The organism is Allomesorhizobium camelthorni (assembly GCF_011045125.1).
GTDB lineage: Bacteria > Pseudomonadota > Alphaproteobacteria > Rhizobiales > Rhizobiaceae > Allomesorhizobium > Allomesorhizobium camelthorni.
In genome coordinates, this window is record NZ_JAAKZF010000033.1 from 36,086 (window position 1) to 62,649 (window position 26,564).

The window sequence follows — 26,564 nt, forward strand, 5'->3', positions numbered from 1 at the left end:
CAAGTCACAGTACGAAACCATATATCAAGGTCACTTGCAATATGAAAGTTGAGAGGAGAGAGCCTTGGTGTATCCGCAGTTCCGGTCGCCTTGTCCCGTCGCCTCGGCGCTCGATCTCGTGGGCGACAAATGGAGCCTTGTGGTGCTGCGAACGATCTTTGCCGGCCGCCACCGCTATAACGAACTCGCTGGCGTCGCCGAGAAAATTTCGACCAACATCCTGGCCGACCGGCTCGCGCGGCTGGAGGGGTACGGGCTGATCACGAAGCGCGCATATCAGCACAACCCGGAACGCTTCGAATATCACTTGACCCAGCGGGGAGCGGATTTCCTGCCGGTCCTCCAGCAGTTGGCGATCTGGGCGCGGGAGCATATTCCAGACCGCTGGTCGCTGCCGGGCTGGTTCGCCGAAGGAACGGCCAGGCAGTTTTATCCGGAGCCCGGCTCAGAGGGCGCCGCGCTCAATCCTCGTGCAGGATGAACTCCAGATAGAGATTGCGCTGCAGGATGGAGTGGTTGTCGTCGGAGATCAGCGACACGACCAACGCGCCGTCGGCGCGCCGCCAGACGTCGAGCCCTTCCATATTGTCGATCTGGTAGCCCATGTCGGCTTCGAGCAGCACCGGCCCGTCCGCGACCGCGCCTCTGGCGATCGACTCGCCGTAGATGCGGCGCAGTCGCATCTTCACGCCCTCGGCCATCGTGTAGCTGCGCTCCAGCAGCAGCAGGTCGCCGTCAGGCAGGAAGGCGCCGTCGGTGATGTCGAATTTGCCGTTGCGCTTTACCGTGAAAACGCCCTGGTTCGGGCCTTCGATGATCGCAGCGAAGATGTTGCCTTGTCTGTCCAGGCTCTTCTCCGAAACGATGATCAGCCCGCCCTCGTGCTGCCCCTGCGGATGGGAATGCGCGACGGTCTCGAATCCGCGATTCTTGCGAAGTTCATTGACCGGCACCTGAAAATCCAGTTCGCGGAAGGCTGCTTTCATGCCCCCCGGGTCGACCCTGAACTGCGCGACGCGATGATTGCGCTCGAAGCCCACCGTCGCGACGCCGTCCTTGACCGCCAGCCCTTCGGCGTCGACGAGCCACTTCCGGTCGGAGGTCATTCCGTTCTCGTCGATCATCTGCTCCAGGCGGAAATTCTTTAGGCCCTCGGGGCGCTGTTCCGCGTCGCGTACGATGGTTCCGAAGAACCAGAAGCCCGTGTCGGCGACGCCGATGAAATCCAAGCCGGGCGTGAGGAAACGGAATGCTGAAAGCGCCCCGAGATCGCGCGAGCAGGACGTGAGCTCCAGGCCACCGACGAACTCGAGAGGCCCGAATCTTTTGTCCTCTTGCCCGATGTCGAATTGCGTGATCGGACGGGCAGAGATTTCGATCTGATCGACCGGCGCGGGCTGGGTGTTGGACGGGGCGGATGCTACAAGCGCTAGTGCGAAAACAGTCTTCGCAAGCCATGCCTTTGCATCAACCAAGCTCATGGCCTTGTTCATCTACGAAGCCCGCCTGAGCCCGCCGCGGCGGGTTTCGCGGACACTCTCCTCGCCGAACAGCGAGGCAAGCTGCTCGGTCATCGCGCCGGCCAGCTCCTCTGCGTCGACGATGGTAACGGCGCGGCGATAGTAGCGCGTCACGTCGTGGCCGATGCCGATGGCCAGAAGCTCGACGGGCGATCGCGTCTCGATAAGCTCGATCACCGCGCGCAGGTGCCGCTCCAGGTAATTGCCCGGATTGACCGACAGCGTCGAATCGTCGACTGGCGCGCCGTCCGAGATCATCATCAGAATCTTGCGCTGCTCGGGCCGCGCGATCAGCCGCTGATGCGCCCAGAGCAGCGCCTCGCCATCGATGTTTTCCTTGAGCAGGCCCTCGCGCATCATCAGGCCGAGATTGCGCCGCGCCCGCCGCCACGGCATGTCGGCCGATTTGTAGATGATGTGGCGCAAATCGTTGAGGCGGCCGGGGCTCGGCGGCTTGCCGTCCTTCAGCCATTTCTCGCGCGCCTGCCCGCCTTTCCAGGCGCGGGTGGTGAAGCCGAGGATCTCGACCGAGACCCCGCAGCGCTCCAGCGTGCGCGCCAGTATGTCGGCGCAGGTGGCCGCGACCGTGATCGGCCGGCCGCGCATCGAGCCCGAATTGTCGAGCACCAGCGTCACCACCGTGTCGCGGAACTTGGTGTCGCGCTCCTGCTTGAACGACAGTGGCTGCATCGGATCGATAACGACGCGGACCAGCCGCGCCGGATCGAGATAACCCTCTTCGAGGTCGAAATCCCAGGAGCGGTTCTGCTGCGCCATCAGGCGGCGCTGCAGCCGGTTGGCGAGGCGGCCGACGACGCCCTGCAGATTGGCGAGCTGCTTGTCGAGAAAGGCGCGCAGGCGGTCGAGTTCTTCCTCGTCGCAAAGCTCTTCGGCGCCCACGGTTTCGTCGAAACTCGTGGTGAAGATCTTGTAGTCGATCTGGCGCGGCAAATCGGCGAAGAGGTTGTCCTTGCGCTTGGCCTCGCCCGGCGTCTCTGCGTCGGCGTCCTCGTCATCGGAAACGTCCTCCGCGGTGGCGTCGGAGGCCTCCACCTCGCCCTGCTGCTCCTCCTCGGAAGCGGCTTCGGCGTCCTCGGCCTGCGACTGCTCGGCGCCGGAATCGTCCTCGCCACCCTCCTCGCTGTTTTCCTCGCCCTGCGGCTGGTTCTCGTCGCTCTCTTCGGCCTCTTCGCTCTCCTGGTCGTCGCCGAGCTCCTCTGCCATCTCCATGGAGGCGAGCATCTCGCGCACGACCCGGGCGAAGGCCTGCTGGTCCTCGAGCTTTCCGGCCAGCCCGTCGAGATCGGCGCCGGCCTTATCCTCCACCCATTTGCGCCAGAGATTGACCATCCGCTCGCCGCTCTTGGGCGCGGCGCGGCCGGTCAGCTTTTCGCGCACCATCAGCGCCAGCGCTTCCTCGATCGGCGCGTCGGCCTGGTCGCGGACATCGGCGAGATTGGCCTTGGCGTATTTGTCCTCAAGCATAGAGCCGATATTGTCGGCGACGCCCGCCATTGCGCGAGAGCCGATGGCCTCGACACGGGCCTGCTCGATCGCGTCATAGACGGCGCGCGCCTGTTTGCCTTCCGGCGCGAATTTCGAGTGGATGCGAAGATCGTGGCAGGCGCGCTTCAGCGCCATGGAATCGCCGATGCCGCGGGTCACCGAAATGTCGGTCGCGGTCGGCTTCTTCGGCATTTCGGGCAGCCGGGCGCGGTTGCCTGCAAGTGCCGGCTTGTCCTTGGCGAAGCCGACTTCCAGCTCGTGATCGCCGGAAATCGCGCGCATGCAGACCGTCACCGCGCGCTTGAACACATCGGCGTCGCCGCCCGTCTTGGGCTTGTTGCGCGTGTTGTCTCCGGGACCCGCCATCGGACGAAATTGACCTCTATTCGGCTGCCATCGGACTTGTGCGGGGCGGTGCTGGGATCGGATCGCCGTCGACAGTCGCTGCATGCGCCCATTCGAGCGCGGCGAGCCGTACGTCTTCTATGGCTTCCATCTCCGTTTCGCCGTCACCGGTGCACCCCGGCAAGGCCGGGATCGTCGCCAGCCACCCGCCTCCTTCCTCGTCTGAAAGGGGTCGCAGAACGACCTCGTAGCGCGCCGGGTCGAATGGCGAGCCGTCCGCAGTCTTCAGGTTGGATTTCTCGATCATCGGGCACCCTCCTCGTCGAGGAATTGCACCAGCTTGATAATATAGATCGCCTTTATGGGGCGCCGAGCAGGTATCGTAAATCGACGCCCGCCCTTGGGATTGCCGACCTTGTAGTGCGATCCGCCCGCTGGCTTCATGCAGGCGACACCGGCCTCGCGGCACGCCTTCTCGACATCGCCGATCTGCCAATCCGACCTCGGATTGGCACGCATACGCTCGATCGTCTTGCCCATACAGCCACCACCGGCCCTCTCGCGCTAGCCCAGCACCACGTTCGCCGCGCTCTCCGGCAGTTCCTCGCCGAAGGCGCGCTGGTAGAACTCGGCCACGATGGTGCGTTCGAGTTCGTCGCATTTGTTGAGGAAGGTCAGCCGGAACGCCATGCCGACATCGCCGAAGATCTCGGCGTTCTCTGCCCACATAATGACCGTGCGCGGGCTCATCACCGTCGACAGATCGCCGTTCATGAAAGCGGAACGGGTCATGTCGGCGACGCGCACCATCTTGCCCACGATCTCGCGGCCCTTGTCGTTGCGGTAATGCTTGGCCTTGGCCAGCACGATCGCGGCCTCATCGTCGTGCGGCAGATAGTTGAGCGTGGTGACGATCGACCAGCGGTCCATCTGCGCCTGGTTGATTTGCTGCGTGCCGTGATAGAGGCCGGTAGTATCGCCGAGGCCGACCGTGTTGGCGGTGGCGAACAGCCGGAAGGCCGGATGCGGGCGGATGACCCGGCTCTGGTCGAGCAGCGTCAGGCGGCCGGCCGATTCCAGCACGCGCTGGATGACGAACATCACGTCGGGACGCCCGGCGTCGTATTCGTCGAAGACGAGCGCGACATTGTGCTGATAGGCCCATGGCAGGATGCCGTCGCGGAATTCCGTGACCTGCATGCCGTCCTTGACCACGATCGCATCCTTGCCGACGAGGTCGATCCGGCTGACATGGCTGTCGAGATTGACGCGCACGCAGGGCCAGTTGAGGCGCGCGGCGACCTGCTCGATATGGGTCGACTTGCCGGTGCCGTGATAGCCTGAAACGATGACGCGGCGGTTGTAGGCGAAGCCCGCCAGGATCGCTATCGTCGTCTGCTTGTCGAACAGGTAGTCGGGATCGATATCCGGCACATGCGCGTCGGCGGCCGAATAGGCCGGCACCACCATCGTCGATTCGAAGCCGAAGGTTTGCTTGACCGACACTGTGGTGTCGGGAAGGTTTGCGATATCGCGATCGACTTTATTCATCTAGACCATCAATCTCCACGCGCGAAAGCATCACCTTTCGCCGGCAATCTCTCTTCTCTCGGGCGCGGTCTTTAGCAGAACAGCGGTCTAACACAAACCCGCTTGTTTGAGCACGCGATAAGCCTGCAGCACATCGCGGAACCGGTCTTCCGAACCCCTGTCGCCGCCATTGGCGTCGGGATGGTGGCGCTTTACCAGTTCCTTATAGCGCGCCTTGATCTCCGCGCCAGTCGCCTTGACGGTTAGACCAAGCGTTTCCAGCGCCTTGGCCTCAAGCGGCTTGGCCTTGCGCTCGCGCGGCTCCGAGCGGTCGCGCGGACCGTCGAACAGATTGAAGGGATCGCGCACGCGGTTGTAGTAGCCGGCACGGCCGGAGCGCTTGGTGGCGAAATCCGGCGAGGAGCGCGCATTGCCGTTGGAGCCCATGGCCCAGGTCGGCCGATGCCCCGTCAGCGCCTCTTTCTGGAAACGGGCGATCTCCGAATCAGGCACGCCGGAAAAATAGTTGAAGCCCTTATTGTACTCGCGCACATGCGCGAAGCAGAACCTGAAGTACTCGCCTTCCTTCATGCGGCCGACCGGCGCGCGATGCGTGCCGGCCTCGCTGCAGCCGTCCCACTGGCAGATCGGCGCGCGCGGCTCCGCCTCCGCGGCTTTGCGATCCGGACGCACGCGGATCTTTTCGAAATATTTCGAATAGGTGCTCATCTCGACCCATTTATGGGGTATTCGCGATGCGAAACAAGAATTGACATTTCGACGAGGATCGCCCTAACCCGCTGAATCGCGGATTAATCCGGAACTTCGGTGTTTTTTGTGGCGGCGCCGACACATGTGGGCGAAGGAGACGGCAATGTCCATAGCGGCGACGATGGAAGCAAAACTGAAAGAGGCGTTTGCGCCGGAGCGGCTGATGGTCATCAACGAGAGCCATCTGCATGCCGGGCATCATCACACGGCCGGCGGCCACCACGCCGAATTCGACGGCAAGGGCGAGACGCATTTCCGCATCCGGATCGTGTCGCCGAAATTCGCCGGCATGAGCCGCATCGAGCGCCACCGCGCGGTGAACGCGGCGCTGGCCGGCGAATTCGACGCCGGACTGCACGCGCTGGCGATCGAGCCCGCCGCGCCGGGCGAGAAGACGAGGTGGTGAGGGTGGCTGCCTACCAGATCGTCTGGACGTGCGGATAGCGCCGGATCTTCTCGTCCGCGGTCACCAAGGGTACCGTCAATTTCTGGCTGGTGGCGACTATGTACCGGTCAGCAGGATCCTTGTGGAACTCGCCAGCCAGTTGCGTGCTCATAACGGCGATTTCATTGTTGATCGGAACGAACTCAACACCGTCCATTCGACCGATGGCATTCAGCCATCCGAGTATGTCTTTGGAAATGCCGATACGACCTCGAGCGACAAGAATTGCTATTTCCCAAGCTGACGCGGACGAAATGAATATTTGCCCACCGTCTCGCTGCTTATTTAACGCGTTCTTTGCCGGCCCGCTTAATCGCCGATGCTCGCCGCCTGCCCACCAAACAAGGACGTGGGTATCGATCAGTATCACTTGAGGACTTCCCATTCGTCCTCGTCGACTGGGTCGAACGGCCGGTCATACCAAAGGACAGTTCCTTTCAGCTCCTCCAGAGGATCACGCTTCTTCTCCTCGACTCGCCGGATTTCCAAAGCCGGCTTGCCGTGGTCTGTCACGATAATCGGTTCGCCACTGGTCTCGACTTGCCGAAAATATTCCAGCGCCTTCGCCTTGAACCGCGACTTCGATACATGGGTGGTCATGAGACGCCTCCGATCTAATTACCAAAATAGCAACCTTAATGACTATGGTCAATGACCATGGTCATTGATACTATTTCTGGTCGACTTGCGGCATTGGATATAACGCTGTAATTTACAGCAATTCCATGATTGGCAGGAATGCTGTAATGCCCAACACTGATCAAACCTATTCGACGAGTGACCTGTCCCGGAAATCCGGCGACATCATCGCGGAAGCGTTGCGTCACCCCGTGACCATCACACAGCGCAACAAGCCGCGCCTCGTTCTCCTGAATATCGAGGACTACCGCCGGCTCAAGGCGCGTGCCGATACCCGCCATTCGGGTACGATCGAAACCACGCCCGCTACCCTGCTCGACGAGATCGAAGCAGCGGTCGACTCCTATGCGGAGGACGACGAGGCGGCCAGGTGACGAGTTTCGGTTCGATCCAGACCGCTTGTGTAATCCGGTATCCCTATCTTTGGGCGCGTGAAGCTGGCCGTGGAGAAACCGAGGGCCGAAAACGTCGTCCCGTAACAGTGGGCGTCCGCCTGCGCCGCATTGATGGCGATTTGCTCGTTCTGTTTCCGATCACCAGCAAGGAGCCTCACGCCGGCCGGTTTGCCGTTGAAATTCCGGAAACGGAGAAGCGACGTGCAAGCCTGGACGTCGGGCTGCGGCTCTGGATCATATTCGACGAATACAACACCGATATTGTCGGAGAATCATTCTACCTGGAGCCTGAGGCGCCGATCGGACGGTTCAGCAAGGCATTTTTTCTGCCGCTAATGCGCACCTTCATCAGCCGCGGCAAGCAAGCGTCTGCCATCAGCCGCAACCGCTGAAGATGACACCGCCCATCATGGTCACCCCTCCACCGCCGGCTTGATCCTGAGCCGCATGATCCGGTTTCTTTCGCGCTTCATCACCACGAAGCGCTTGCCATGGAATGTGAAGGCCTGCTTCTCCTCGGGGATGGACTGCGCCTCGTGGATGACCAGGCCGGCGATGGTGACCGCTTCGTCGTCGGGGAGTTCCCAGTCGAGCGCCCGGTTCAGGTCGCGGATCGGCACCGAGCCATCGACCACCACCGAGCCGTCCGCCTCCTGCTTGACGCCCTGCATGTCGATGTCGTGCTCGTCGGCGATCTCGCCGACGATCTCCTCGATGATGTCTTCGAGAGTGACCAGCCCTTCGACCTCGCCATACTCGTCGACCACGATGGCGAAATGCGCCTTGCGGCGCAGGAAGGCGTTGAGCTGGTCTTGCAGCGTTGTCGTGTCCGGCACGAACCACGGCTTCGCGGCGATCTTCATCACGTCGATCTGCGAAAAATCATTGCCGACATCGTTCAGCGCGCGAAGCAGATCCTTGGCGTGCAGCACTCCGACAATGTTGTCGGTCGAGCCGCGCCACAGCGGCATGCGCGTATGCGGGCTCTGCAGGATCTCACGCACCACCGCTTCGGGCGGGTTGTCGGCATTGACCGAGCGCATGTTCAGGCGATGGACCATGACGTCGGAGACTTCGAGCTCGTGCAGATCGAGCAGCGCGCCCATGCGGTCGCGGTCCTGCTTCACCACGCCGCCCTCCCGGTGCAGGCCGGCGACCGTCTCGCGCAATTCCTCATGCGCCGAAAGCGGCGGCTCGATGCGGCCGAGTTCGAGGCCGAACGCCGCCAGCAGCCGCGTACGGAAGACGAGCGCCAGTGCAATGAGGGCGAGGAAAACGCCTGCAACAATGACGGCGTCGGCGCTCATCCGGGATGGTTCTCCCGGAGGAAGGAGAGCACTTCGGATGCAGGCACATCGCGAGCGATGAAGGATTGGCCGACGCCATGCGTCAGGATGAAGATCAGCGCGCCGCGCGACACCTTCTTGTCCTGCGCGATATAGGCAAGCAGGCGCTCGGCATCTGGCAGCGGGCCTGGAATGTCGGCCATTCGCCAAGGCAGGCCGACGGCGGCGAGATGCGCTTCGACCCGCGCCGCATCATCGTGGCTGGCGAGGTTGAGCCGGGCCGAGAACCTGTGCGCCAAGGCCATGCCGATGGCCACGCCTTCACCATGCACGAGGCGCGCGCCGTCATAACCCGTCGCCGCCTCCAGCGCGTGGCCGAATGTGTGGCCGAGATTGAGCAGCGCCCGGTCGCCGGTCTCGAACTCGTCGCGGGCCACGACCTCGGCCTTGGCGCGGCATGATTGCGCGATGGCTTCGGTGCGCGCCGGCCCGCCGTCGAACACTTCCTTCCAGTTCTTCTCCAGCCAGGCGAAGAAATCCGGGCGGTCGATGAGGCCGTATTTGGCTACTTCCGCATAGCCTGCGCGGAATTCGCGTGCGGGCAGAGTGTCGAGCGCGCCGGTGTCGGCCAGCACGAGACGCGGCTGGTGGAAGACGCCGACGAGGTTCTTGCCATGCGCCGTGTTGATGCCGGTCTTGCCGCCGACGGAGGAATCGACCTGCGCCAGCAGCGAGGTGGGCATCTGGACAAAATTCATCCCGCGCCTGACAATGCCGGCGGCGAAGCCGGCGAGGTCGCCGATGACGCCGCCGCCGAGCGCGATCACCGCATCGCCGCGCTCCAGCCGCGCTGCAAGCACGCCGTCCACGACCTGCTGCAGCGCGTCGAAATTCTTGGTCTTCTCGCCGGCCGGAAGCACGATCGACGTGGATTCGATGCCGCTTCGGGAAAGGCTCTTCGACAATGCGCCGAGATGGTGGGCGGCGACGTTCTCGTCGCTGACGATGGCCGCGCGGATGCCCGGCAGGCGTTCGGCGATCTCCTCGCCGGCGCGCCCGATCAGCCCCGGACCGATCAGTATGTCGTAGCTCCGCGCGCCGAGCCCAACCTCCACTGTCACCGCGTTTGCGCTCATGTCCTGTCCTTCGGGGGGTTGTTGGAGTCGGCTTGTCCGAAATGCCGATGCAGCGCCTCGATCACCTCGGCGGCGATCACGTCCCTGCGTTCGTCGCGCGTCGGCACGGTCAGCGCCGCCAGCGCATAGACCGGGTAGCGCTCGATCATCAGCCTTTCCAGCACCCCGCGCGGATCGGGATTCTTGAGCAGCGGCCGGTTCTGCTTCTTGGCGACGCGCTCCATCAGCGTGTCGAGATCGGCCTTCAGCCAGACCGAGACGCCGTTCGCCTCGATCGCGGCGCGGGTCTGCCCGTTCATGAACGCCCCGCCTCCGGTGGACAGCACTTGCGGGCCGCTTTCCAGCACGCGCAGGATGACCCGCTGCTCCAGCGCCCGGAACTCGGCCTCGCCGTAGCGCTCGAAGAGTTCCGGCACGGTCATGCGCGACACGTTCTCGATCTCGTGGTCGCTGTCGGTGAACGGCAGGCCGAGCGCCGCCGCGACCTTGCGGCCGATGGCGGTCTTGCCGGCGCCCATCAGCCCGACAAAGACGATAGAGCGCTGCCCGAGATGCCTGAGCACCTCGGCCTGGCTGCCCGCCGTCGCATTTAGCGCCTCTGTACCCATCCGGCCCTCTGGAGCTCTCGCGGGCGTTTCGACATGAAAAGGCGGTTTGCGTCAAGCGCCGGCCCCGCTATCGGTGCCCGCCCCTTGAACTGACCTGCCCCCCGTCCCATAACGGAACGGGGACGCATATATTCGGACGAGCTTATTTATGCCGACATTAATCCGGTTTCTGGTGACCTTGGGCATACTGGCCGGACTGGTCTATGGCGCGATGTTTGCGCTGGTCATGTATGTCGAGCCGAAGAAGGGCGAGATGTCGGTCCGCGTCCCGACCGAGAAGCTCAATCCGAAGCCGCGGCAATAATCATGCGCAGCGCCGCGCGCATCGAAGCCTTCCTCGAAATGATGAGCGCCGAACGCGGCGCTGCCGAAAACACGCTTTCCTCCTATCGCCGCGACCTCGAAGACGCCGCCGAGCAGCTTGGCGGACGCCTGGCGGAGGCCGATGCGGGCGCCATCCGGGCCTATCTCGGCGACATCGCCTCGCGCGGCTTCGCCCCCACTTCGCAGGCCCGCAAGCTTTCGGCGCTGCGCCAGTTCTACAAGTTTCTCTACGCCGAAGGGCTGCGCGCCGACGACCCTACCGGCACGCTGGACAGCCCCAGGAAGGACCGGCCGCTGCCGAAGACGATGAGCGTGGCGGAGACCGGCCGGCTGCTCGACCGGGCGGCGCTGGAAGCCGCCGACGGCTCCGCCGGCCACGGATCGCTTCTCGCCGCCAGGCGCATGCATGCGCTGGTCGAGGTGCTCTACGCGACGGGCCTGCGCGTTTCCGAGCTGGTCGGCTTGCCAGTAAACGTCGCGCTGCGCGACGAGCGCTACTTCATCGTCCGCGGCAAGGGCAACAAGGAGCGCATGGTGCCGCTGTCGGCCAAGGCGCGCGCCGCCATGCGTGCCTGGATGGACGTGCGCAACGCCACGCCGGCGCTGGCCGAAAGCCCGTATCTGTTTCCCGCTTCCTCGGAAAGCGGGCATCTGCCGCGCCAGGTGTTCGCGCGCGAACTCAAGGCGCTCGCCGCCCGCGCCGGCATCGCCGCAGCGAAAATATCGCCGCACGTCATCCGCCACGCTTTCGCCAGCCATCTCCTGCAGAACGGCGCGGACCTGCGCGCGGTCCAGCAGTTGCTCGGCCACTCCGACATATCGACGACGCAAATCTACACGCATGTACTTGAGGAAAGGCTGGTGCGCCTGGTCAACGACCATCACCCGCTTGCCGACAGATCGGGCTAACGCTATGTGAAGGCACGTTTCGCGGCCCAAAGCCGCTGGTCTAAGTAACGCGCCATCTTTCTCTTCAGGCAATTCGGTCCGCTCGCGCATGTATAATTATCTCGATTTCGAAAAACCGGTTGCCGATCTCGAAGGCAAGATCATCGAGCTGAAGAAGCTCGCGGAGAATGGCGAGGCGGTAGATGTCGGCGACGAGATCATGCGGCTGGAGAAGCGCTCGCGCGACGCACTGCGCGACGCCTACAAGTCGCTGACGCCGTGGCAGAAGGTCCAGGTGGCGCGCCATCCCGACCGGCCGCACTGCCTCGATTATATCGCGGGGCTGTTCACCGACTTCACGCCGCTGGCCGGCGACCGCGCCTTCGGCGAGGACAACGCCATCGTAGGCGGCTTCGCGCGCTTTCGCGGCGAGCCGATCGCCGTGATGGGCCAGGAAAAAGGCTCCGACACCAAGAGCCGCCTCAAGCACAATTTTGGCTCGCCGCGGCCCGAAGGCTACCGCAAGGCGGTGCGCATCATGGAACTCGCCGACCGCTTCGGCATTCCGATGGTGACGCTGGTCGACACCGCCGGCGCCTATCCCGGCGTCGGCGCGGAAGAGCGCGGCCAGGCCGAGGCCATCGCCCGCTCCACCTCGGCATGTCTTTCCATGAGGTCGCCCTCGGTCTCGGTAGTGATCGGCGAAGGCGGCTCCGGCGGCGCCATCGCCATCGCCACCGCCAACCGCGTCTACATGCTGGAGCACGCCATCTATTCGGTGATCTCGCCGGAGGGCGCGGCCTCGATCCTGTGGCGCGACACGACGCGCTCCAAGGATGCTGCGACCAACATGAAGATCACCGCGCAGGATCTTCTCGACATGAAGATCATCGACGCGATCATCCCCGAGCCGCTGGGCGGGGCGCATCGCGGCCCCGAAGCGGTGATCAGCGCCACCGGCGACCGGATTGCAAAGAGCCTTCGCGAGTTCGGATCGCAGAACATGGATTTCCGCGAGCACCGCCGCGAAAAGTATTTGGCGATCGGCCGCAACCTCTGATTTGACGCCGCCCTCGTGCGATCTTGCGGCACTGCTCCCAGATTTCGCCACAAAATTGCCGCCAGTTTTCTGTCAATGGATAGTCGGAGAGTCTGCTCTTGCTGCTTGTGGTAATCAAATTTCAAGGTTAACGGGCTTACGGTCGCGACCATTGGACTGGACCGGCGGGGGACCGCGGTACGGTCAGTACGACGGAAACGAAGACTATTCATGCCGATGAATGCAAATATCGCCCGCGCCGGACTGCTGCTTGCCATGCTCGCCGTGGCGGGCTGCAACGGATCGACCACATTCGAGGACATTTCGCCCCAGGCCAACAAGCAACTGCCGCCCAAGATACTGGCGCAGATGAAGGCAAAGGGCATGCCCCGCAATTCGCCGGTCATGGCGCGCGTCTTCAAGGAAGAAGGCAAGGTCGAGATCTGGAAGCAGAAGACCAACGGCCGCTACGACATGATCGCGGCGTACGATATCTGCAAGTGGTCGGGCAAGCTCGGCCCGAAATTCATCGAGGGCGACCGCCAGGCGCCTGAAGGGTTCTACGCGGTGCGGCCGCACCAGATGAACCCCAGGTCGAACTATCACCTCGCCTTCAACATCGGCTATCCCAACGCCTTTGACCGGGCGCACGGCCGCACCGGCTCGAACCTGATGGTGCACGGCGCCTGCTCCTCGTCGGGCTGCTATTCGATGACCGACGAGCAGATCGAGCAGATCTACGCCTTCGGCCGCGACGCCTTCCAGGGCGGCCAGACCGAATTCCAGATCCAGGCGTTTCCCTTCCGCATGACGGCCGCCAACATGGCGCGCTACCGCAACGATCCGAACTATGAGTTCTGGACCATGCTGAAGGAAGGTTACGACCACTTCGAAATCACCAAGGTGCCGCCGAAGGTCGATGTCTGCGAGAAGCGCTATGTTTTCAACCGCATCCCCGAGGGCGGCGCCCAGTTCGGCTCGGCCAGCGACGCCTGCCCTCCCTTCACCCAGCCGGACTCGCTGAAGACAGCCTACCAGTCCTACCGTTCGACCTACGAAGCCGCGTTTTCGAGCGCGGTCAACTCGAACGTGCCGGCGCCCAAGCCGACCATCGCCGGCCTCAAGGAAGCCAGCCTGGTTTCGGAATGGACCCGCAAGCGCGCGCGCGGCGAGCGTGTTCCGGTCGAGCCGCCGTCGCTGTCGCATGACGGCAAGGTGACCGCGACTTCCCGCATGGGCCGCATCGATTCGCCGGCCGGAAAGCGGCTCGCCGCGCTCGAAGCCGCCGAGGCGGCGAAGAAGCAGGCCGCTGAAGCCAAGAAGAGGGCAGCCGAGGAACAGGCCGCCGCCGCACTCGCCGCCAAGGCAGCCGCCGAAGCGCCGGCGCCTGTCGAAACGGCTGTCGTTCCAACGCCCGCGCCGGTCGCCGTGCAGGCCCCGCCTGCCGAAAAGCCCGGCCTGCTCGGCAACATGACCAGGCGCATCACCAACATGTTCGGCAGTTGAGCAGCCGCCCTTGGCTGACGACGTCTATGATCTCAGGGGGCTCAACTGCCCCCTGCCCGTCCTGAAGGCGAAGAAGCGGCTTGCGGCCATGGCGCCCGGCAGCCGCCTTTGGCTCGAAACAACCGACCCGCTCGCGATCATCGACATCCCCGCCTTCTGCGCCGAGGACGGCCACCGGCTGATGGCGACGGAAGAGCAGCCCGGCTGCCACCGCTTTCTCATCGAACGCGGCTGACCCTCACAGGAGCCGCCCCTCATCCGCGAATGCGCCAGTCGTATTCCAGTTGTTCCTGCCAGTCGGCAGGCCTGCCCTCGCTCGTCAGGTCGAAAATGTTCCAGGACGGCTCGATGGTGCCGGCGTGGCGTGGATCCTGGCCGGGATCGGCGGGTGCGTAAAGCATCTCCGAACTCCAGAAGTGCCGGATTTCAGAGCCGTCGCGATGAAAAACCGTGACCATCGGCATCTGGAATCCTTCGGGCGTCTCGGCAAGGTAGTCGCGCTTGAAACTGTTCCCAGCGGCCGACAGCAGGCGCAGGTTCCGCCATCCACGTTCCTTGGCGAATGTGGTCAGCCGGTTGAGCGGCGCCTTGGCGATCACCACGAAATCGAACCCTGCTGCTTCCACATGCTTCACCGCGCCATCCAGCGAATCGAGAAAGGCTACGCATGAGGGGCACGGTCCTTCTTCCAGTTTCAGGCGCGCCGTCGCGCCCTCGGCGGGGCCGGGCCGGTCGTCCTTGGGATAGCGGGGAAACATGAAGTTGTAGACGACCAGAGAGTCCTTGCCCGGAGCGAACAACTCCGAGAGCTTCAACCTGGCCGGAACGCCGTCCGGGCCGAGGCCTTCGAAAACGTAGTCTTCGGGAATAAGCCCGCCCGGCGGCAGTTCGCGCCGCAGGACCGAAACCGCCTCCATGGCGCGGCGCAGTTCGATCTCCTTCGCCAGCAGGCGATCGCGGGAAGCTCTATATTCGGCGGACTCGCCGGGAAAGGCGATGTTCATTGTCGCGCATCCTTCTCACGTCGAGTCGGAAGCTAGGGTCTCCGTTGGGCGCGGCAAGGCGAGTTCGTGAAGCCCATTCAAAGGCCGGCAATCGCCAATGGGTTGTTTTCCATCGCCGCGCGATCGGCCGTGTCGACTTGCGGCTGGTTGGTAAAAGCGGCGAACAGCCGGCGCACATAGTCCTCCGGCATGTCCAGCGTGATCAGCACCAGCCTTGTGCCGCGTACCTCGTCGGGCCAGGCCGGCAGCCGGGCCGGCGGGTGCAGAAGCTTCTGCACACCGTGCACCACAAGTGGACGCTCCGGACTTTCGGCAAGCTCGATGACGCCCTTCATCCGCAGCAGCTTTTCGCCATGCGCCGAGCGCAGGAGATCGAGGAACATCTCGATCGCCGCATAGGGCACCGGCCGGTCATGAACCAGCGTGAACGAGCGGACGCGCTGGTCGTGCCGGTGTTCGTGGTCGTGATCATGGTCATGATCATGCCCGGCATGGTGATGCGCCGCATGCTCCGCCTCGGCGCCAAGCCATTTGCGAACGTCGGCGGTTTTGGTCTCCGGATCGTAGAGCCCGCAATCGAGCAGTCCCGAGACGCCGGCGGTCGAGACATCGAGCAGCGGCGCGCCCGGATTGATCTTCCGCAGCCTGGCACGAAGCCGCTCCAGCGCTTGCGTGTCGGCGACCAGATCGGTCTTGGCGATGACGATGCGGTCGGCGACCGCGACCTGCTTGACCGCCTCGACATGGGCGTCGAGCGTGGCCTCGCCATTGACAGCGTCGACCATGGCGATGACGCCGTCGAGCCGGAACGCCTGCACCAGTGCGGGATGGCCCATGATGGACTGCAGCACCGGGGCCGGGTCCGCGAGCCCCGTCGTCTCGATGACCACCCGCTTCAGCCGGGCGATCTTGCCGGTCTGCAGGCGGTCTACGAGATCGGCCAGCGTGTCGACCAGTTCGCCGCGCACCGTGCAGCACAGGCACCCGTCGGATAGCTGGATGACGCCGTCGGAAGACTGCTCGACCAGCAGATGGTCGATCGCGACATCGCCGAACTCATTGATGATGACGGCGGTGTCGGTTAGCGCCGGATCCTTCAAGAGCCGGTTGAGCAGCGTCGTCTTGCCGGCGCCGAGAAAGCCGGTCAGCACCGATACGGGAATTGGGAACTCAGCCACTCGGCTTGCCTGTTTCGTCGCCCTGTTGGGAAGCAGCCGTTCCCGGCACGGGCTTGTCGGGACGCCAGGTCGGGATCGGAACGTCGGCATAGACCCGGTTGGCGGCGGCAATGGCGGCGGCTGCCGGTGAGAGCGGCCCGGTCGCTCCGCCGAGTTCGACCTTGACCAGCACGCGCCCGCGCGTCATCTCGCCGAGATAGACCTGCTGGGGCGGCTTCTGGGAACCTTCCTTGCTTCCTTTGGCGAGTTCCTTCTCGGCCTTGGCGCGCGCGGCCCGCGCCTCCTTGGTGCACAGTTCCTTGTGCATGTTGACCGGCTTGTTCGGCCCCTTGCCAGACGGCTTCAATTCGCTGAGCGATGGCCCGCGGGACGTCGAGACGGTGAAGCCCCGCGCAAGCATCGCCGCGGCCTTCTCGTCGCGCGACTTCACGGTCTCGGATCCAACGACAACCGCCAGCAGCGTGCGGCCGTTGCGCGTCGCCGAGGCAATGAGATTATAGCCGGACGGGCAGGTATAGCCGGTCTTCATGCCGTCGGCGCCATCGAAGCGGCCGATGAGGTTGTTGTGGCTGGGCAGAACCTTGTCGCCCGCCAAAAGCCCCTCGATGGCGAAGTAGTTCATATATTCCGGGAATTCCCGGCGCAGCGCGGTCGAAAGGATGACGAGGTCGCGCACCGTCGTGTACTGGTTGTCGTCATGCAGGCCGTGCGGGTTGACCCAGTTGGAATCGGTCATGCCGAGCCGGCGCGATTCGGCGTTCATCCGCTCTGCGAAGCCTGACTGCGAGCCGGCGATGCTCTCGCCGATCGCGTGCGCGACATCGTTGGCCGACTTCACCATGATGATCTTCAGCGCATTGTCGAGCGTCAGTTCCGAGCCTACCGGATAGCCCATCTTGCTCGGCGGCTGCTTGGCGGCCTTCTTGGAGATGACGACCGGGGAGGTCATCGACACCTCGCCGGCCTGCACCGCGCGAAACGCCACATAGGTCGTCATCAGCTTGGTGAGCGACGCGGGATACCAGCGCTGAAAAGGATTTTCGCTCTCGATCACCTGGTTGGTCCTGGTGTCGATCAGAAGCGAGGGATTTGCGCCGGCCGGGAAGCCTGCCGCCAGGGCAAGTACGCCCGAAAGAACCGTCGTGAGAATGAATCTGCGCCGCATGATGCCCGAAATCGCCTCTTGCCCTAATAGTTCCCTGGCCCATAGGTTTTTGGGACCGGGGCATATCGCCAAGCGGGGCGATCCGGCCCTCACTGCCCGCGCCCGGGAACTTGCCCGGTGCTATTTAGCCTATGTGACGCCAAGATGGCAAAGCTGTAGGATGATTTCAATTTGCGGGGAGAGCGATTCCCGCGCCAACGGAGAGCGCCCCATCATGCCCATCCTGAACCGAGCCGCCGAGATGCACGACGAAGTGACGGGCTGGCGACGCCATATCCACCAGACGCCGGAACTGGGCTACGACGTGTTCAAGACGGCGGCGTTCGTGGCGGATCGGCTGCGCGAATTCGGCTGCGACGAGGTCGTGCCGGGCATCGGCCGCACCGGCGTGGTCGGCATCATCCGCGGCAGCCTGGGACCGGGCCGCAACATCGGCCTGCGCGCCGACATGGACGCGCTGCCGATCAACGAGGCCAGCGGCAAGCCTTACGCCTCAGGGGTTCCCGGCAAGATGCATGCCTGCGGCCATGACGGCCACACCGCAATGCTGCTCGGCGCGGCCAAATACCTGGCCGAGACCCGCAACTTCGCAGGCTCGGTCGCGGTGATCTTCCAGCCGGCCGAGGAAGGCGGCGCCGGCGGCCTGGCCATGGTCAAGGACGGCATGATGGAGCGCTTCGGCATCGAACGCGTATTCGGCATGCACAACATGCCCGGCCTTCCCGTCGGCCAGTTCGCCATCCGGCCCGGCCCGATCATGGCCGCCACCGCCGAATTCACCATCACCGTGAAGGGCAAGGGCGGCCACGCCGCCATGCCGCACCGCGCCATCGACCCGATCGTGGTGGCGAGCCAGGTGGTGACCGCGTTCCAGACCATCGCCTCGCGCACCACCGATCCTGTCGAATCCGTGGTCGTAACCGTGACGAAGTTCCATGGCGGCGACGCTTACAACGTCATCCCCGAAAAGGTCGAGCTCGCCGGCACGGTGCGCACGCTGAAGAAGGAAGTGGCAGCGCTCGCGCGCGAGCGCATCCACGCCATCTGCGACGGCATCGCCGCGACCTATGGCGCGACGATCCATGTCGACTATGACGCCAACTATCCCGTGACCTTCAACCACCCGGACGAGGCTGTGTTTGCAGGCGACATCGCGGCCGCCATCGCCGGCGACGGCCAGGTCCAGCGCGCCATGCAGCCGGTGATGGGCGGCGAGGATTTCTCCTACATGCTGGAGGCCCGGCCCGGCGCCTTCATCTTCATCGGCAATGGCGACAGCGCCAACCTCCACCACGAGGCCTATGATTTCAACGACGAGGTCATTCCGCACGGCATGAGCTATTGGGTGCGGCTTGCCGAATCCGCGCTGTCTGCTTAGACGCTTGGCGAAAGCGCGCGAAGCGATTATGTGTCGTGGCGGTCGGTCCCGTAGCTCAGTAGGATAGAGCGACAGATTCCTAATCTGTAGGCCACTGGTTCGAATCCAGTCGGGATCACCATTCCCCTCTGTATCTGGCAAGCACCCGCCAGGCGAACCCCGCCGCCTGCGCAAAAATTGCGGCAATAGCGGCCATCATGGTGTAATGATTGCCAAAACAGCGTGAATTGCCGGCGAATGACGACGCCCGCGCCGCAATATGGAGTTTGGCATGGCCCGCAAAGAGGAAAGTCAGAACATGGCGGTGCCGCCGCATCTGCGGTTGCGGTCGGGCGAGTTGAAGGCCGCAGCCACCGACGCCATCGCCCGCAGCATCAATGACGACCGCGTCGAGGCGCGCGAGAAGAAGACCGCCCGGCTGAAGGCGCTGCGCGAGGCGAAGGAGGCGAAGGAGCGCGCGGAAGCGGCCGCCAACCCGCCCCCCGCCAAGACGAAGAAGAAGCGCAGCCGCTAGCGGTATCGCTCACGGCCGCATAGCGGCCGGGCACAGAGGTTCGGGACCAGAACAATGTCAAAAACACCGCGCCGACCCACCGATCCGATGGCTGCCGCCGAAGCCGCCTTCAAGCCGGCGAGAAAGCTCGCGCCGGCCGCGCCCATCCTCCAGCGAGTGCCCGCGCCACGCGAACTCGTGTCGATCCGCATCGACCGCGACGTGCTCGACTATTTCCAGGAAGACGGTCCGGGCTGGCAGGAGCGCATCAACGCCGCGCTGCGCGAGGCGGCCGGCCTGTCCGGCTTGTCCGAGGAGGGCAAGCGGCCCGAAGAGCTGAACGCCACCAACGACGACTGACGCATCGGCAAGCCGCGGGAAGCCGGCTGATCCGCCGCCGCGTCAGGACCCGCCAAACAAAAAGCCCGCCGGACGGACCGGCGGGCTTTTCTTTGGTGTGGCCAGCATCCAGGGGAGGGGGAAAGAAGCTGGCCGGCTCCGGCAGGGAGGGAGGAGAGCCCCGCCGAATAGTGTTAAAGGGATTTGTTGGCGACTGCGGTGATATCGGCGCGATTGATGCCGAGATCGTTGAGTTCGCGGTTCGACAGGCGGCTCAGCTCGTTCACGGTATCGCGATAGCGGCGCCAGTTACGGTAGTTGCGGATCAGGTTCATGGTACCCTCGTTCAGTCCGGTATTCGTTTTGCCAGCCACAGATAGGTACGAGCGGTTCAATGTTGAACAACCGCTCTTGCATGGCGGCAATGCAAATTTTGCATTGCACAAGGGCGTGATCGGGAATTCGGACATTCAACCCCTGCGGGCGACCACGCCGTCGCAGAACGCCTCGACGATGAAGGTGATCTGCTCGGCGATCTCTGCCGGCGGCACCGCCATGAAGCGCCGCTGCTGGCCGAGGCTGACGATGCCGTGCACTGCGGAAAACAGCGATTTTGCAAGCAGCGACAACCGCTCCTCGCTCTCCTGCGGCAAAAGCTGGCGCAGCGGCTTGACGATATGGCCGATGAGATGGATGTGCTCGGCGACCTGCCGTTCCGGCACATCCTTCGAGGCGCGGAAGCCGAGCTCGAAAATCGCCGACCACAGCCGGGGGTTGGCCAGCACGAACTCGAAATAGGTCTGCCCGAGCAGCGTCAGCGCGCGCTTTGGCAATGCGCTCGAAGGGTCGCGCGCGAAGGCTGCCGCGACCGCCGCCTCGAGCCGCGCCACCGTGCCCAAATTGACCGCCGCCACCAGCGCGTCCATGTCCGGAAAAATGTTGTAGATGGCGCCGACCGCGCAGCCCGCTTCGCCCGCCACCTCGCGCGCCGTCAGCGCCGGATAACCGCTCTCGGCGATCCTGCGCTCGGCGATGTCGATCAGCGACCGCCTGAGCTGCTCGCGCCGTTCTTGCGTCTTCTTCGCCAATGCTCCATCCTTGGCCGTCACAATTTGAACACCGTTCACAAACATCTTGAACATCGTTCACGGTTGTGGCAATAGTGACGTGAACGTGGTTCAGGTCAAGGTTAACGGACTCGGGGGAGCCGTTCTGATGCCGACACTTTACGCGCTGAAACCTGCATTCCAATCGACGCTCAGGCCGCTGGTCGACATGCTCGCCGCAAACGGCGCAACCGCCAACCAGGTGACGCTCGCCGCCGCCTTCCTGTCGGTCGCGACCGGAGTCGCCATCGCGACGTTTCCGACTGTCGGCTGGGTGTTCCTGCTGCTGCCGGCGGTGCTGTTCATCCGCATGGCGCTCAACGCCATGGACGGCATGCTGGCGCGGGAACACGGCCAGGCCTCGCGGCTCGGAATGTATCTGAACGAACTCTGCGATGTCGTCTCCGACCTCGCGCTCATCCTTCCCTTCGCGCTGGTGGCAGTCTTTCCCGCCTGGGGCGTGGCCGCCTTCGCCATGGCCGCGATCCTTGCCGAATTCGCCGGCGTGCTCGGCGTGGCGGCGGGCTCCGGCCGCAACTATGCCGGCCCGTTCGGCAAGAGCGACCGGGCTCTGGCGCTTGGCGTCATCGCAGTGCTGGTCGCGGCGGGCTTCGCCCTTCCGTTGATCGCGCCGTGGATATTTCCGGCGATGGCGCTCCTGTCGCTGGTCACCGCCGTCAACCGGGTCCGCGCCGGCCTCGCCGCCGCCACGGCCTGATTTGCACCCTCAAAGGAACCCCGCAAATGCCGCACGAGACCTTGTCCGCCGCGCCGCCTGCCGCCGGGCGACCCGCTGTCGAGCGCACCTTTCTCTCGCATGACGGCGCCGAGATTTTCTACCGCTGCTGGCCGGCGGCGAGCGCTGCCCCCAAGGGCGCAATCGTCCTGTTCCACCGCGGCCACGAGCATGGCGGGCGCGTCGCCCATCTGGTCGACGAACTCGCAATGCATGACTACGCCTTCTACGCCTGGGACGCGCGCGGCCATGGCAGGTCGCCCGGCCAGCGCGGCTATTCGCCCTCCTTCGCCGCATCGGTGCGGGACGTCGATTGCTTCATGCGCGAGATCGAGTCGCGGGACGGCTTCAAGCCCGGCGACATGGCGGTCGTCGCGCAATCCGTCGGCGCGGTGCTGGCCGCGACCTGGGTCCACGACTACGCACCCGATATCCGCGCGCTGGTGCTGGCATCGCCCGCATTCTCGGTAAAGCTCTACGTGCCCTTCGCCAAGGAGAGCATCGCGCTGTGGCAGAAGCTGCGCGGCGTGTTCTTCGTCAATTCTTACGTGAAGGCGAAATTCCTGACCCATGATCCGGAGCGCATCGCCTCCTTCGAAGCCGACCCGCTGATCACGCGGCCGATCGCCTCGAACATACTGGTCGAGCTTTACCGGCACGCCGCCCGCGTGGTGAGCGACGCCCGCGCCATCACCGTGCCGACGCAATTGCTGATCTCGGGCAGCGACTGGGTGGTCAGGCATGCCCCGCAGCATGAGTTCTTCGTCAATCTCGGCAGTTCCATCAAGGAGCGCCATGTGCTGAAGGGCTTTTTCCATGACACGCTGGGCGAGCGTGACCGCGCGCCGGCGGTCGGTGATGTCCGGCGCTTCATCACCGAGCAATTCGCAAAGCCGGTCGCGCGCGCAGACCTGACCGCCGCGCACCTGTCGGGCTTCACCCGCGATGAGGCCGACCGGCTCGCCTCCCCGCTCGATGCGTTCTCGCCGAAGGGCCTCTATTGGGCGCTGAACCGCGCCTTCATAAAGCTCGGCGCGTGGTTCTCCGCCGGCCTCAAGACCGGCGTGGATACCGGCTTCGATTCCGGCTCCACCCTCGACTATGTCTATGAGAACGAGGCGCGGGGCGTTGGCCCGGTGGGCCGCGCCGTCGACCGCATCTTCCTCGACGCCATAGGCTGGCGCGGCATCCGCCAGCGCAAAGTTCACCTGGAGGAGATGGTCCCGGCGGCGATAGCACGGCTGAAACAGGCCGGCCGGCCGGCAAACGTGCTCGACATCGCCGCCGGTCACGGCCGCTACGTGCTCGACGCGATCGCCAGATGTCCCGACCAGCCGGCCGCTGTGCGCCTGCAGGACTATTCCGACATCAATGTCGCGGCCGGCCAGAAGCTGATCGCGGCGCGCAGGCTTCCGCCGAGCTTTTCGTTCCACCGCGCCGACGCCTTCGACGGCGATGCGCTCGCCGCGCAGGAGCCCGCGCCCGACCTCGCCATCGTCTCCGGCCTCTACGAACTTTTCCCGGACAATGCGCTGATCGCGCGGTCGCTCAGTGGCCTTGCCCGCGCCATGACGCCTGGCGCGCTGCTGATCTACACCAACCAGCCCTGGCACCCGCAGCTCGAAATGATCGCGCGCAGCCTGACCTCTCATCGCGGCGGCGAAGCCTGGGTGATGCGCCGGCGCACGCAGGGCGAGATGGACCAGCTTGTCGAGGCCGCCGGCTTCCGCAAGCTCGACCAGCGCATCGACCAGTGGGGCATCTTCACCGTGTCGCTCGCCCAGCGCATCTGAGGTTTTTGTCCGAATGCACGTGCAGGAAATGGTTGCAGAACCCTATGGGCCGGTGGCGAAACGGGCCGCCCTGTGGCTGCTGTTCCTCGCGCCGTTCTTCTACTTGACCTACGGCACGGCCAACTGGCTCGCCTCCCTGCGCGACGATGTCGGCAGCATCGTCTTCGACTGGGAGCGCGCAGTCCCCTTCATGGCCTGGACCATCGTGCCCTACTGGTCGATCAACCTGTTCTACGCGCTGTCGCAGTTCGTCAACCACACGAAAAGCGGCGTCGACCGCCTTGCCGGGCGCTACCTGACCGCGCAGATCGTCGCCGTCGCCTGTTTCCTGGCCTTTCCGCTGGCTGCGACTTTCGTGCGGCCCGAAACCACGGGCCTGCCTGGCTTCATGTTCGCCGTGCTCGGCGGCTTCGACAAGCCGTTCAACCAGGCGCCGTCGCTGCATATAGCGCTGCTCGTCATCATCTGGGATCATCTCCGCTGCCGGTTCTCCGGGCCGGCAAAAATCGTATGGCACGGCTGGTGCCTGCTCATCGGCGCGTCGGTGCTGACCACCTGGCAGCATCATTTCATCGACATCCCGACCGGCGCGCTGCTCGGCCTGTTCGCGCTGTGGCTGTTTCCGCGTGCCGGCGCCCTGCCCTTCACTGACTTTGCCCTGACCGGAGATCCCTGGGCAAGACGGCTCGGCGCATATTACGCAGCAGGCGCGGTGCTGCTCCTGGCAGCCGCCGTGGTCGGCGCATTCGCTTCGGCCGTCTGGCTCGTTCTTTTGTGGCCGGCGTTGGCGCTCGCCATCGTCGCCTTCGGCTATTTCGGCGCGGGCGCAAATATCTTTCAGAAAGAAGATGACGGGACGGTCTCGCTGGCCAGCCGCTTGCTGCTCGCGCCTTATCGCCTCAGTGCGTGGATCAACGCCTGGGCGTGGACGCGGCGTCTGCCGGCGCGGGTCGAAATCGCCGACGGCGTGTTTCTCGGCCGCTTTCCGCGATCGGGCGAAAGCGAAGGGTGTGACACGGTCGTCGATCTGGCCGCCGAGTTCGAAAAGCCGTTCGGACCGACGCCCACATGGATAAGCATCGCCGCGATGGACCTCGTTCGGCCTTCCGCTCCCGATCTCGAACGCGCCGCGCAGGCGATCGAGGCGGCGCGCACGCGCGGCGCCGTGCTGGTCTGCTGCGCGCTCGGCTTCCAGCGCAGCGCCGGCGCGGTCGCCCATTGGCTGGTTTCGACCGGCAGGGCGAACGACTGGGCCGCGGCGGAAGCAATGCTGCGCAAGACTGGACGGCCGGTCCACCTTGCACCGCCGCTCATTGCAGCAAAGGAGCCAGCGGAGTGATGCCGATACCGGAGACCTGCGACGGCTTCGCAGACTGGCTGGCGCGGCAGGCCCTGTGGCCGGCTGTGATCGTGGCGGCCGTGCTGGCAGCCGCGCCGCTGGCTGCACTCGCCGGCGCGGTCGCGCCGAATAGCTGGCCGGCGGCGGCAGTCGCCATCGTCGCCACGGTAAGCGGGCTCGCCGTCCTCGCTCTGTCGGCGCTCATCCGCTTCGACGCCGCCCTTTTCCACCTGATGGCGAGTTACGACGAGGAGACGGCAGGCGGAGCGGCGGTCGACGATGCGCTGGCGCGCATGCGCCTGAAGCCGAAACCCGACCGCGTGCGCAGCCTTTCCGAACGCATGGGCGGAGCGCGGCGGCTGGTTTTCCGGCAGCGCCTCGCTTTGGCCGTCTTCGCCATTGCGGTCGCGGCCGCACCGCTGGCGTTCCAACCATGAGCGAGACGATGGCAGTCCAAGGCAGGCTCGAAACGCCCGGCAACGCGAAACCGAAGGGCGGCCGCCTGCTCGGCGCGATCGCCTCGGCCGCATTGGCCATGCTGGCGCGCGCCGTCACCGGCGTGCGGCCGATCTGGAGCGGTTCCGGACCGACCGAGCGCCAGCGCATCTATTTCGCCAATCACGCCAGCCATGGCGATTTCATCCTGCTGTCGGCCTGCCTGTCGGCAAGCGAACGCGCCCGCACCCGCGCCGTCGCGGCCGCCGATTATTGGGGCAAGACCAGGCTGCGCTGCTTCATCGCCGAGGATATGCTTGGTTCCGTGCTGGTTCACCGCGCCTGGACGGAGCCCGCCCAGAACCCGATCGCGATCATGCTCGACGTTTTGGACAAGGGCGATTCCCTCATCATCTTCCCGGAGGGCACGCGCAACATGACCGACGAGCCGCTGCTGCGCTTCCGCTCGGGTCTCTACAATCTGTCAATCGCCCGGCCCGATGTCGAACTCGTCCCCTGCTGGATCGAGAACATGTCGCGCGTGCTGCCTAAGGGCCAGTTCCTGCCGGTGCCGCTTCTCTGCCGCGTTATCTTCGGCGCACCGATCGCGGTCGCCGAAAACGAGGACCGCCGCGATTTCCTCAGCCGCGCCCATGCGGCGCTTCTGGCGCTCGACCCGTCCACCAGCCGGAGATCTTCCCGATGATGCGCGAAACCACGCTTCTGGTTCTCGGCCTTGCCGGGGTGCTCACCACCGCCAGCATGGTGGCCGGCATATTGACCTGGCGGGCAGCCGATCCTCAAAACGCGACGCTGGTCAATCTCAACCAGCGCATCAAGGCCTGGTGGGTGATGGTGGCGCTGATCGCCATCGCCTTCCTGTTCGGCAAGGACGGCATGATCGTGCTGTTCGCTCTGATCTCGTTTGCGGCGCTGCGCGAATTCGTGACGCTGACCCATTCGCGGCGCAGCGACCACTGGGTGCTGCTCGGCATGTTCGGCATCATCATCCCGGTGCAGTACTGGCTGGTGTGGACCGAGTGGTACGGCCTCTTCACCATCTTCATTCCGGTCTATTGCTTCCTGATCATGCCGGCGATCACCGCTCTGCACGGCGACACCGAGCGCTTCCTGGAGCGCATCGCGGCGCAGCAATGGGCGGTAATGATGGCGGTCTATTGCGTCAGCCACGTGCCGGCGCTCATGACCTTGCCGATCCCCGGCTACGAAAATCGCGGCCTGCTGCTGATCGCCTTCCTGATTGTCACCGTCCAGGGCAGCGACGTCCTGCAGTATATTTTCGGCAAGCTTTTCGGAAAGCACCGGTTTTCGCCGACCGTATCGCCGTCCAAGACCTGGGAAGGCCTGATCGGCGGCCTGTTGAGCGCCAGCGCGCTCGGCGCGCTGCTGTCCTGGCTGACGCCGTTCTCGCCGCTCGAGGCCGCCGGTGTCGCCTTCCTCGCCTGCCTGATGGGTTTTCTCGGCGGCCTCGTCGCCTCGGCGATCAAGCGTGACCAGGGCGTCAAGGATTGGGGCCATCTGATCGAGGGCCATGGCGGCATGATGGACCGCGCCGACAGCCTCGTCTTCGCGGCCCCTGTGTTCTTCCACATCGTCCGCTATTTCTGGACCGTGTGAGAGACCGTTTGAGAATTCGCTT

The 26,564-nt window shown here is 64.6% G+C and carries 34 protein-coding genes and 1 tRNA gene; 19 read left to right on the forward strand and 16 right to left on the reverse strand.

Annotated features, from left to right (window positions below):
- Positions 1 to 67: 67 nt before the first annotated feature.
- A complete protein-coding gene (locus G6N73_RS20605; RefSeq protein ID WP_206078985.1) occupies positions 68 to 481 on the forward strand; it encodes a winged helix-turn-helix transcriptional regulator in 414 nt (137 codons plus the stop codon).
- On the opposite strand, the gene G6N73_RS20610 is transcribed toward G6N73_RS20605, so the two are convergent.
- From G6N73_RS20610 to G6N73_RS20635, 6 genes are all read right to left on the reverse strand, one after another.
- Positions 462 to 1,481 carry an esterase-like activity of phytase family protein gene (locus G6N73_RS20610; RefSeq protein ID WP_165031004.1) on the reverse strand — a complete coding sequence of 340 codons (1,020 nt, stop codon included), beginning with the start codon at positions 1,479 to 1,481 and terminating at the stop codon, positions 462 to 464. The two genes, G6N73_RS20605 and G6N73_RS20610, sit on opposite strands and share 20 nt — an antisense overlap.
- A 12-nt stretch (positions 1,482 to 1,493) precedes the next feature.
- Entirely contained in the window at positions 1,494 to 3,392 is a 1,899-nt protein-coding gene (cobT, locus tag G6N73_RS20615) for a cobaltochelatase subunit CobT (protein ID WP_165031006.1), read from the reverse strand.
- Between the two features lie 16 nt (positions 3,393 to 3,408).
- Positions 3,409 to 3,678, reverse strand: a complete 270-nt coding sequence (locus G6N73_RS20620; protein ID WP_165031008.1) for a type II toxin-antitoxin system HicB family antitoxin — start codon at positions 3,676 to 3,678, stop codon at positions 3,409 to 3,411.
- Entirely contained in the window at positions 3,675 to 3,911 is a 237-nt protein-coding gene (locus tag G6N73_RS20625) for a type II toxin-antitoxin system HicA family toxin (protein WP_165031010.1), read from the reverse strand. Before G6N73_RS20625 ends, G6N73_RS20620 begins: the two co-directional genes overlap by 4 nt.
- 24 nt (positions 3,912 to 3,935) lie before the next feature.
- A complete protein-coding gene (gene cobS, locus G6N73_RS20630) occupies positions 3,936 to 4,922 on the reverse strand; it encodes a cobaltochelatase subunit CobS (RefSeq protein WP_008835026.1) in 987 nt (328 codons plus the stop codon).
- Positions 4,923 to 5,009: 87 nt separating this feature from the next.
- Positions 5,010 to 5,630, reverse strand: a complete 621-nt coding sequence (locus G6N73_RS20635; protein ID WP_165031013.1) for a J domain-containing protein — start codon at positions 5,628 to 5,630, stop codon at positions 5,010 to 5,012.
- A gap of 145 nt (positions 5,631 to 5,775) precedes the next feature.
- Here G6N73_RS20635 and G6N73_RS20640 point away from each other — a divergent pair, with 145 nt between their 5' ends.
- On the forward strand, positions 5,776 to 6,078 hold the full coding sequence (locus G6N73_RS20640) for a BolA family protein (protein ID WP_165031015.1): 303 nt from the start codon (positions 5,776 to 5,778) through the stop codon (positions 6,076 to 6,078).
- Positions 6,079 to 6,088: 10 nt separating this feature from the next.
- Here the strand turns inward: G6N73_RS20640 and G6N73_RS20645 are convergent, their stop codons facing one another.
- Complete coding sequence (locus G6N73_RS20645; RefSeq protein ID WP_165031017.1) at positions 6,089 to 6,487, reverse strand: PIN domain-containing protein; 399 nt, start codon at positions 6,485 to 6,487, stop codon at positions 6,089 to 6,091.
- Complete coding sequence (locus tag G6N73_RS20650; protein ID WP_165031019.1) at positions 6,484 to 6,717, reverse strand: type II toxin-antitoxin system Phd/YefM family antitoxin; 234 nt, start codon at positions 6,715 to 6,717, stop codon at positions 6,484 to 6,486. The genes G6N73_RS20645 and G6N73_RS20650 overlap by 4 nt, the downstream gene beginning before the upstream one ends.
- Positions 6,718 to 6,863: 146 nt before the next feature.
- On the opposite strand from G6N73_RS20650, the gene G6N73_RS20655 reads away from it, so the two are divergent.
- Positions 6,864 to 7,130, forward strand: a complete 267-nt coding sequence (locus G6N73_RS20655; protein ID WP_165031021.1) for a type II toxin-antitoxin system prevent-host-death family antitoxin — start codon at positions 6,864 to 6,866, stop codon at positions 7,128 to 7,130.
- Positions 7,127 to 7,543 (forward strand): hypothetical protein, encoded by a 417-nt coding sequence (locus G6N73_RS20660; protein WP_165031023.1) that lies wholly within the window; start codon positions 7,127 to 7,129, stop codon positions 7,541 to 7,543. The genes G6N73_RS20655 and G6N73_RS20660 overlap by 4 nt, the downstream gene beginning before the upstream one ends.
- Before the next feature lie 21 nt (positions 7,544 to 7,564).
- Here G6N73_RS20660 and G6N73_RS20665 read toward each other — a convergent pair whose 3' ends face one another.
- The 3 genes from G6N73_RS20665 to G6N73_RS20675 are packed head-to-tail and all read right to left on the reverse strand — an operon-like array spanning position 7,565 to position 10,181.
- On the reverse strand, positions 7,565 to 8,458 hold the full coding sequence (locus tag G6N73_RS20665; RefSeq protein ID WP_165031025.1) for an HlyC/CorC family transporter: 894 nt from the start codon (positions 8,456 to 8,458) through the stop codon (positions 7,565 to 7,567).
- Entirely contained in the window at positions 8,455 to 9,573 is a 1,119-nt protein-coding gene (gene aroB, locus G6N73_RS20670) for a 3-dehydroquinate synthase (protein ID WP_165031027.1), read from the reverse strand. The genes G6N73_RS20665 and aroB overlap by 4 nt, the downstream gene beginning before the upstream one ends.
- Complete coding sequence (locus G6N73_RS20675) at positions 9,570 to 10,181, reverse strand: shikimate kinase (RefSeq protein ID WP_165031028.1); 612 nt, start codon at positions 10,179 to 10,181, stop codon at positions 9,570 to 9,572. Before G6N73_RS20675 ends, aroB begins: the two co-directional genes overlap by 4 nt.
- Positions 10,182 to 10,329: 148 nt before the next feature.
- Between G6N73_RS20675 and G6N73_RS20680 the strand changes: the two genes are divergently transcribed.
- The 5 genes from G6N73_RS20680 to G6N73_RS20700 all read left to right on the forward strand — a co-directional run bounded on the left by G6N73_RS20680 (position 10,330) and on the right by G6N73_RS20700 (position 14,173).
- Positions 10,330 to 10,485, forward strand: coding sequence for a hypothetical protein (locus G6N73_RS20680; protein WP_008835018.1), 156 nt, complete (start codon positions 10,330 to 10,332; stop codon positions 10,483 to 10,485).
- A gap of 2 nt (positions 10,486 to 10,487) precedes the next feature.
- Positions 10,488 to 11,414, forward strand: a complete 927-nt coding sequence (locus G6N73_RS20685) for a site-specific tyrosine recombinase XerD (RefSeq protein WP_165031030.1) — start codon at positions 10,488 to 10,490, stop codon at positions 11,412 to 11,414.
- Positions 11,415 to 11,502: 88 nt separating this feature from the next.
- Entirely contained in the window at positions 11,503 to 12,453 is a 951-nt protein-coding gene (locus tag G6N73_RS20690) for an acetyl-CoA carboxylase carboxyltransferase subunit alpha (RefSeq protein ID WP_165031034.1), read from the forward strand.
- Between the two features lie 216 nt (positions 12,454 to 12,669).
- Positions 12,670 to 13,938, forward strand: a complete 1,269-nt coding sequence (locus G6N73_RS20695; RefSeq protein ID WP_165031064.1) for a L,D-transpeptidase family protein — start codon at positions 12,670 to 12,672, stop codon at positions 13,936 to 13,938.
- A gap of 10 nt (positions 13,939 to 13,948) precedes the next feature.
- Positions 13,949 to 14,173 (forward strand): sulfurtransferase TusA family protein, encoded by a 225-nt coding sequence (locus G6N73_RS20700; RefSeq protein WP_165031036.1) that lies wholly within the window; start codon positions 13,949 to 13,951, stop codon positions 14,171 to 14,173.
- Positions 14,174 to 14,192: 19 nt separating this feature from the next.
- Here G6N73_RS20700 and G6N73_RS20705 read toward each other — a convergent pair whose 3' ends face one another.
- From G6N73_RS20705 to G6N73_RS20715, 3 genes are all read right to left on the reverse strand, one after another.
- Positions 14,193 to 14,942, reverse strand: a complete 750-nt coding sequence (locus G6N73_RS20705) for a DUF899 family protein (protein ID WP_165031038.1) — start codon at positions 14,940 to 14,942, stop codon at positions 14,193 to 14,195.
- 77 nt (positions 14,943 to 15,019) lie between these two features.
- A complete protein-coding gene (locus G6N73_RS20710; RefSeq protein ID WP_165031040.1) occupies positions 15,020 to 16,120 on the reverse strand; it encodes a GTP-binding protein in 1,101 nt (366 codons plus the stop codon).
- Positions 16,113 to 17,285: a D-alanyl-D-alanine carboxypeptidase family protein gene (locus G6N73_RS20715; protein WP_165031042.1), complete on the reverse strand. Its 1,173-nt coding sequence runs from the start codon at positions 17,283 to 17,285 to the stop codon at positions 16,113 to 16,115. Before G6N73_RS20715 ends, G6N73_RS20710 begins: the two co-directional genes overlap by 8 nt.
- A gap of 214 nt (positions 17,286 to 17,499) precedes the next feature.
- On the opposite strand from G6N73_RS20715, the gene G6N73_RS20720 reads away from it, so the two are divergent.
- The 4 genes from G6N73_RS20720 (at position 17,500) to G6N73_RS20735 (ending at position 19,516) form a co-directional block, all read left to right on the forward strand.
- Complete coding sequence (locus tag G6N73_RS20720) at positions 17,500 to 18,663, forward strand: M20 aminoacylase family protein (RefSeq protein WP_165031044.1); 1,164 nt, start codon at positions 17,500 to 17,502, stop codon at positions 18,661 to 18,663.
- A 44-nt stretch (positions 18,664 to 18,707) separates the two neighbouring features.
- Positions 18,708 to 18,784: transfer RNA gene (locus G6N73_RS20725), tRNA-Arg, on the forward strand.
- 150 nt (positions 18,785 to 18,934) lie between these two features.
- Complete coding sequence (locus G6N73_RS20730; protein WP_246252314.1) at positions 18,935 to 19,177, forward strand: hypothetical protein; 243 nt, start codon at positions 18,935 to 18,937, stop codon at positions 19,175 to 19,177.
- A gap of 54 nt (positions 19,178 to 19,231) precedes the next feature.
- Positions 19,232 to 19,516 (forward strand): BrnA antitoxin family protein, encoded by a 285-nt coding sequence (locus G6N73_RS20735; RefSeq protein ID WP_165031046.1) that lies wholly within the window; start codon positions 19,232 to 19,234, stop codon positions 19,514 to 19,516.
- 173 nt (positions 19,517 to 19,689) lie between these two features.
- Here the strand turns inward: G6N73_RS20735 and G6N73_RS20740 are convergent, their stop codons facing one another.
- Both G6N73_RS20740 and G6N73_RS20745 read right to left on the reverse strand, forming a co-directional pair.
- Positions 19,690 to 19,830: a DUF1127 domain-containing protein gene (locus G6N73_RS20740; RefSeq protein ID WP_165031048.1), complete on the reverse strand. Its 141-nt coding sequence runs from the start codon at positions 19,828 to 19,830 to the stop codon at positions 19,690 to 19,692.
- Positions 19,831 to 19,965: 135 nt separating this feature from the next.
- Positions 19,966 to 20,583, reverse strand: a complete 618-nt coding sequence (locus G6N73_RS20745) for a TetR/AcrR family transcriptional regulator (protein WP_165031050.1) — start codon at positions 20,581 to 20,583, stop codon at positions 19,966 to 19,968.
- A gap of 127 nt (positions 20,584 to 20,710) precedes the next feature.
- Between G6N73_RS20745 and G6N73_RS20750 the strand changes: the two genes are divergently transcribed.
- The 6 genes from G6N73_RS20750 to G6N73_RS20775 all read left to right on the forward strand — a co-directional run bounded on the left by G6N73_RS20750 (position 20,711) and on the right by G6N73_RS20775 (position 26,542).
- Complete coding sequence (locus tag G6N73_RS20750) at positions 20,711 to 21,319, forward strand: CDP-alcohol phosphatidyltransferase family protein (RefSeq protein WP_165031052.1); 609 nt, start codon at positions 20,711 to 20,713, stop codon at positions 21,317 to 21,319.
- Positions 21,320 to 21,345: 26 nt separating this feature from the next.
- On the forward strand, positions 21,346 to 23,130 hold the full coding sequence (locus tag G6N73_RS20755) for a bifunctional alpha/beta hydrolase/class I SAM-dependent methyltransferase (RefSeq protein ID WP_165031054.1): 1,785 nt from the start codon (positions 21,346 to 21,348) through the stop codon (positions 23,128 to 23,130).
- A gap of 13 nt (positions 23,131 to 23,143) precedes the next feature.
- Positions 23,144 to 24,469, forward strand: a complete 1,326-nt coding sequence (locus tag G6N73_RS20760; RefSeq protein ID WP_165031056.1) for a phosphatase PAP2/dual specificity phosphatase family protein — start codon at positions 23,144 to 23,146, stop codon at positions 24,467 to 24,469.
- Positions 24,469 to 24,906 (forward strand): hypothetical protein, encoded by a 438-nt coding sequence (locus G6N73_RS20765; RefSeq protein WP_206078987.1) that lies wholly within the window; start codon positions 24,469 to 24,471, stop codon positions 24,904 to 24,906. Before G6N73_RS20760 ends, G6N73_RS20765 begins: the two co-directional genes overlap by 1 nt.
- A 98-nt stretch (positions 24,907 to 25,004) precedes the next feature.
- Complete coding sequence (locus G6N73_RS20770) at positions 25,005 to 25,610, forward strand: lysophospholipid acyltransferase family protein (protein ID WP_206078992.1); 606 nt, start codon at positions 25,005 to 25,007, stop codon at positions 25,608 to 25,610.
- Positions 25,610 to 26,542 carry a phosphatidate cytidylyltransferase gene (locus G6N73_RS20775; protein ID WP_425484122.1) on the forward strand — a complete coding sequence of 311 codons (933 nt, stop codon included), beginning with the start codon at positions 25,610 to 25,612 and terminating at the stop codon, positions 26,540 to 26,542. Before G6N73_RS20770 ends, G6N73_RS20775 begins: the two co-directional genes overlap by 1 nt.
- Positions 26,543 to 26,564 lie beyond the last annotated feature (22 nt).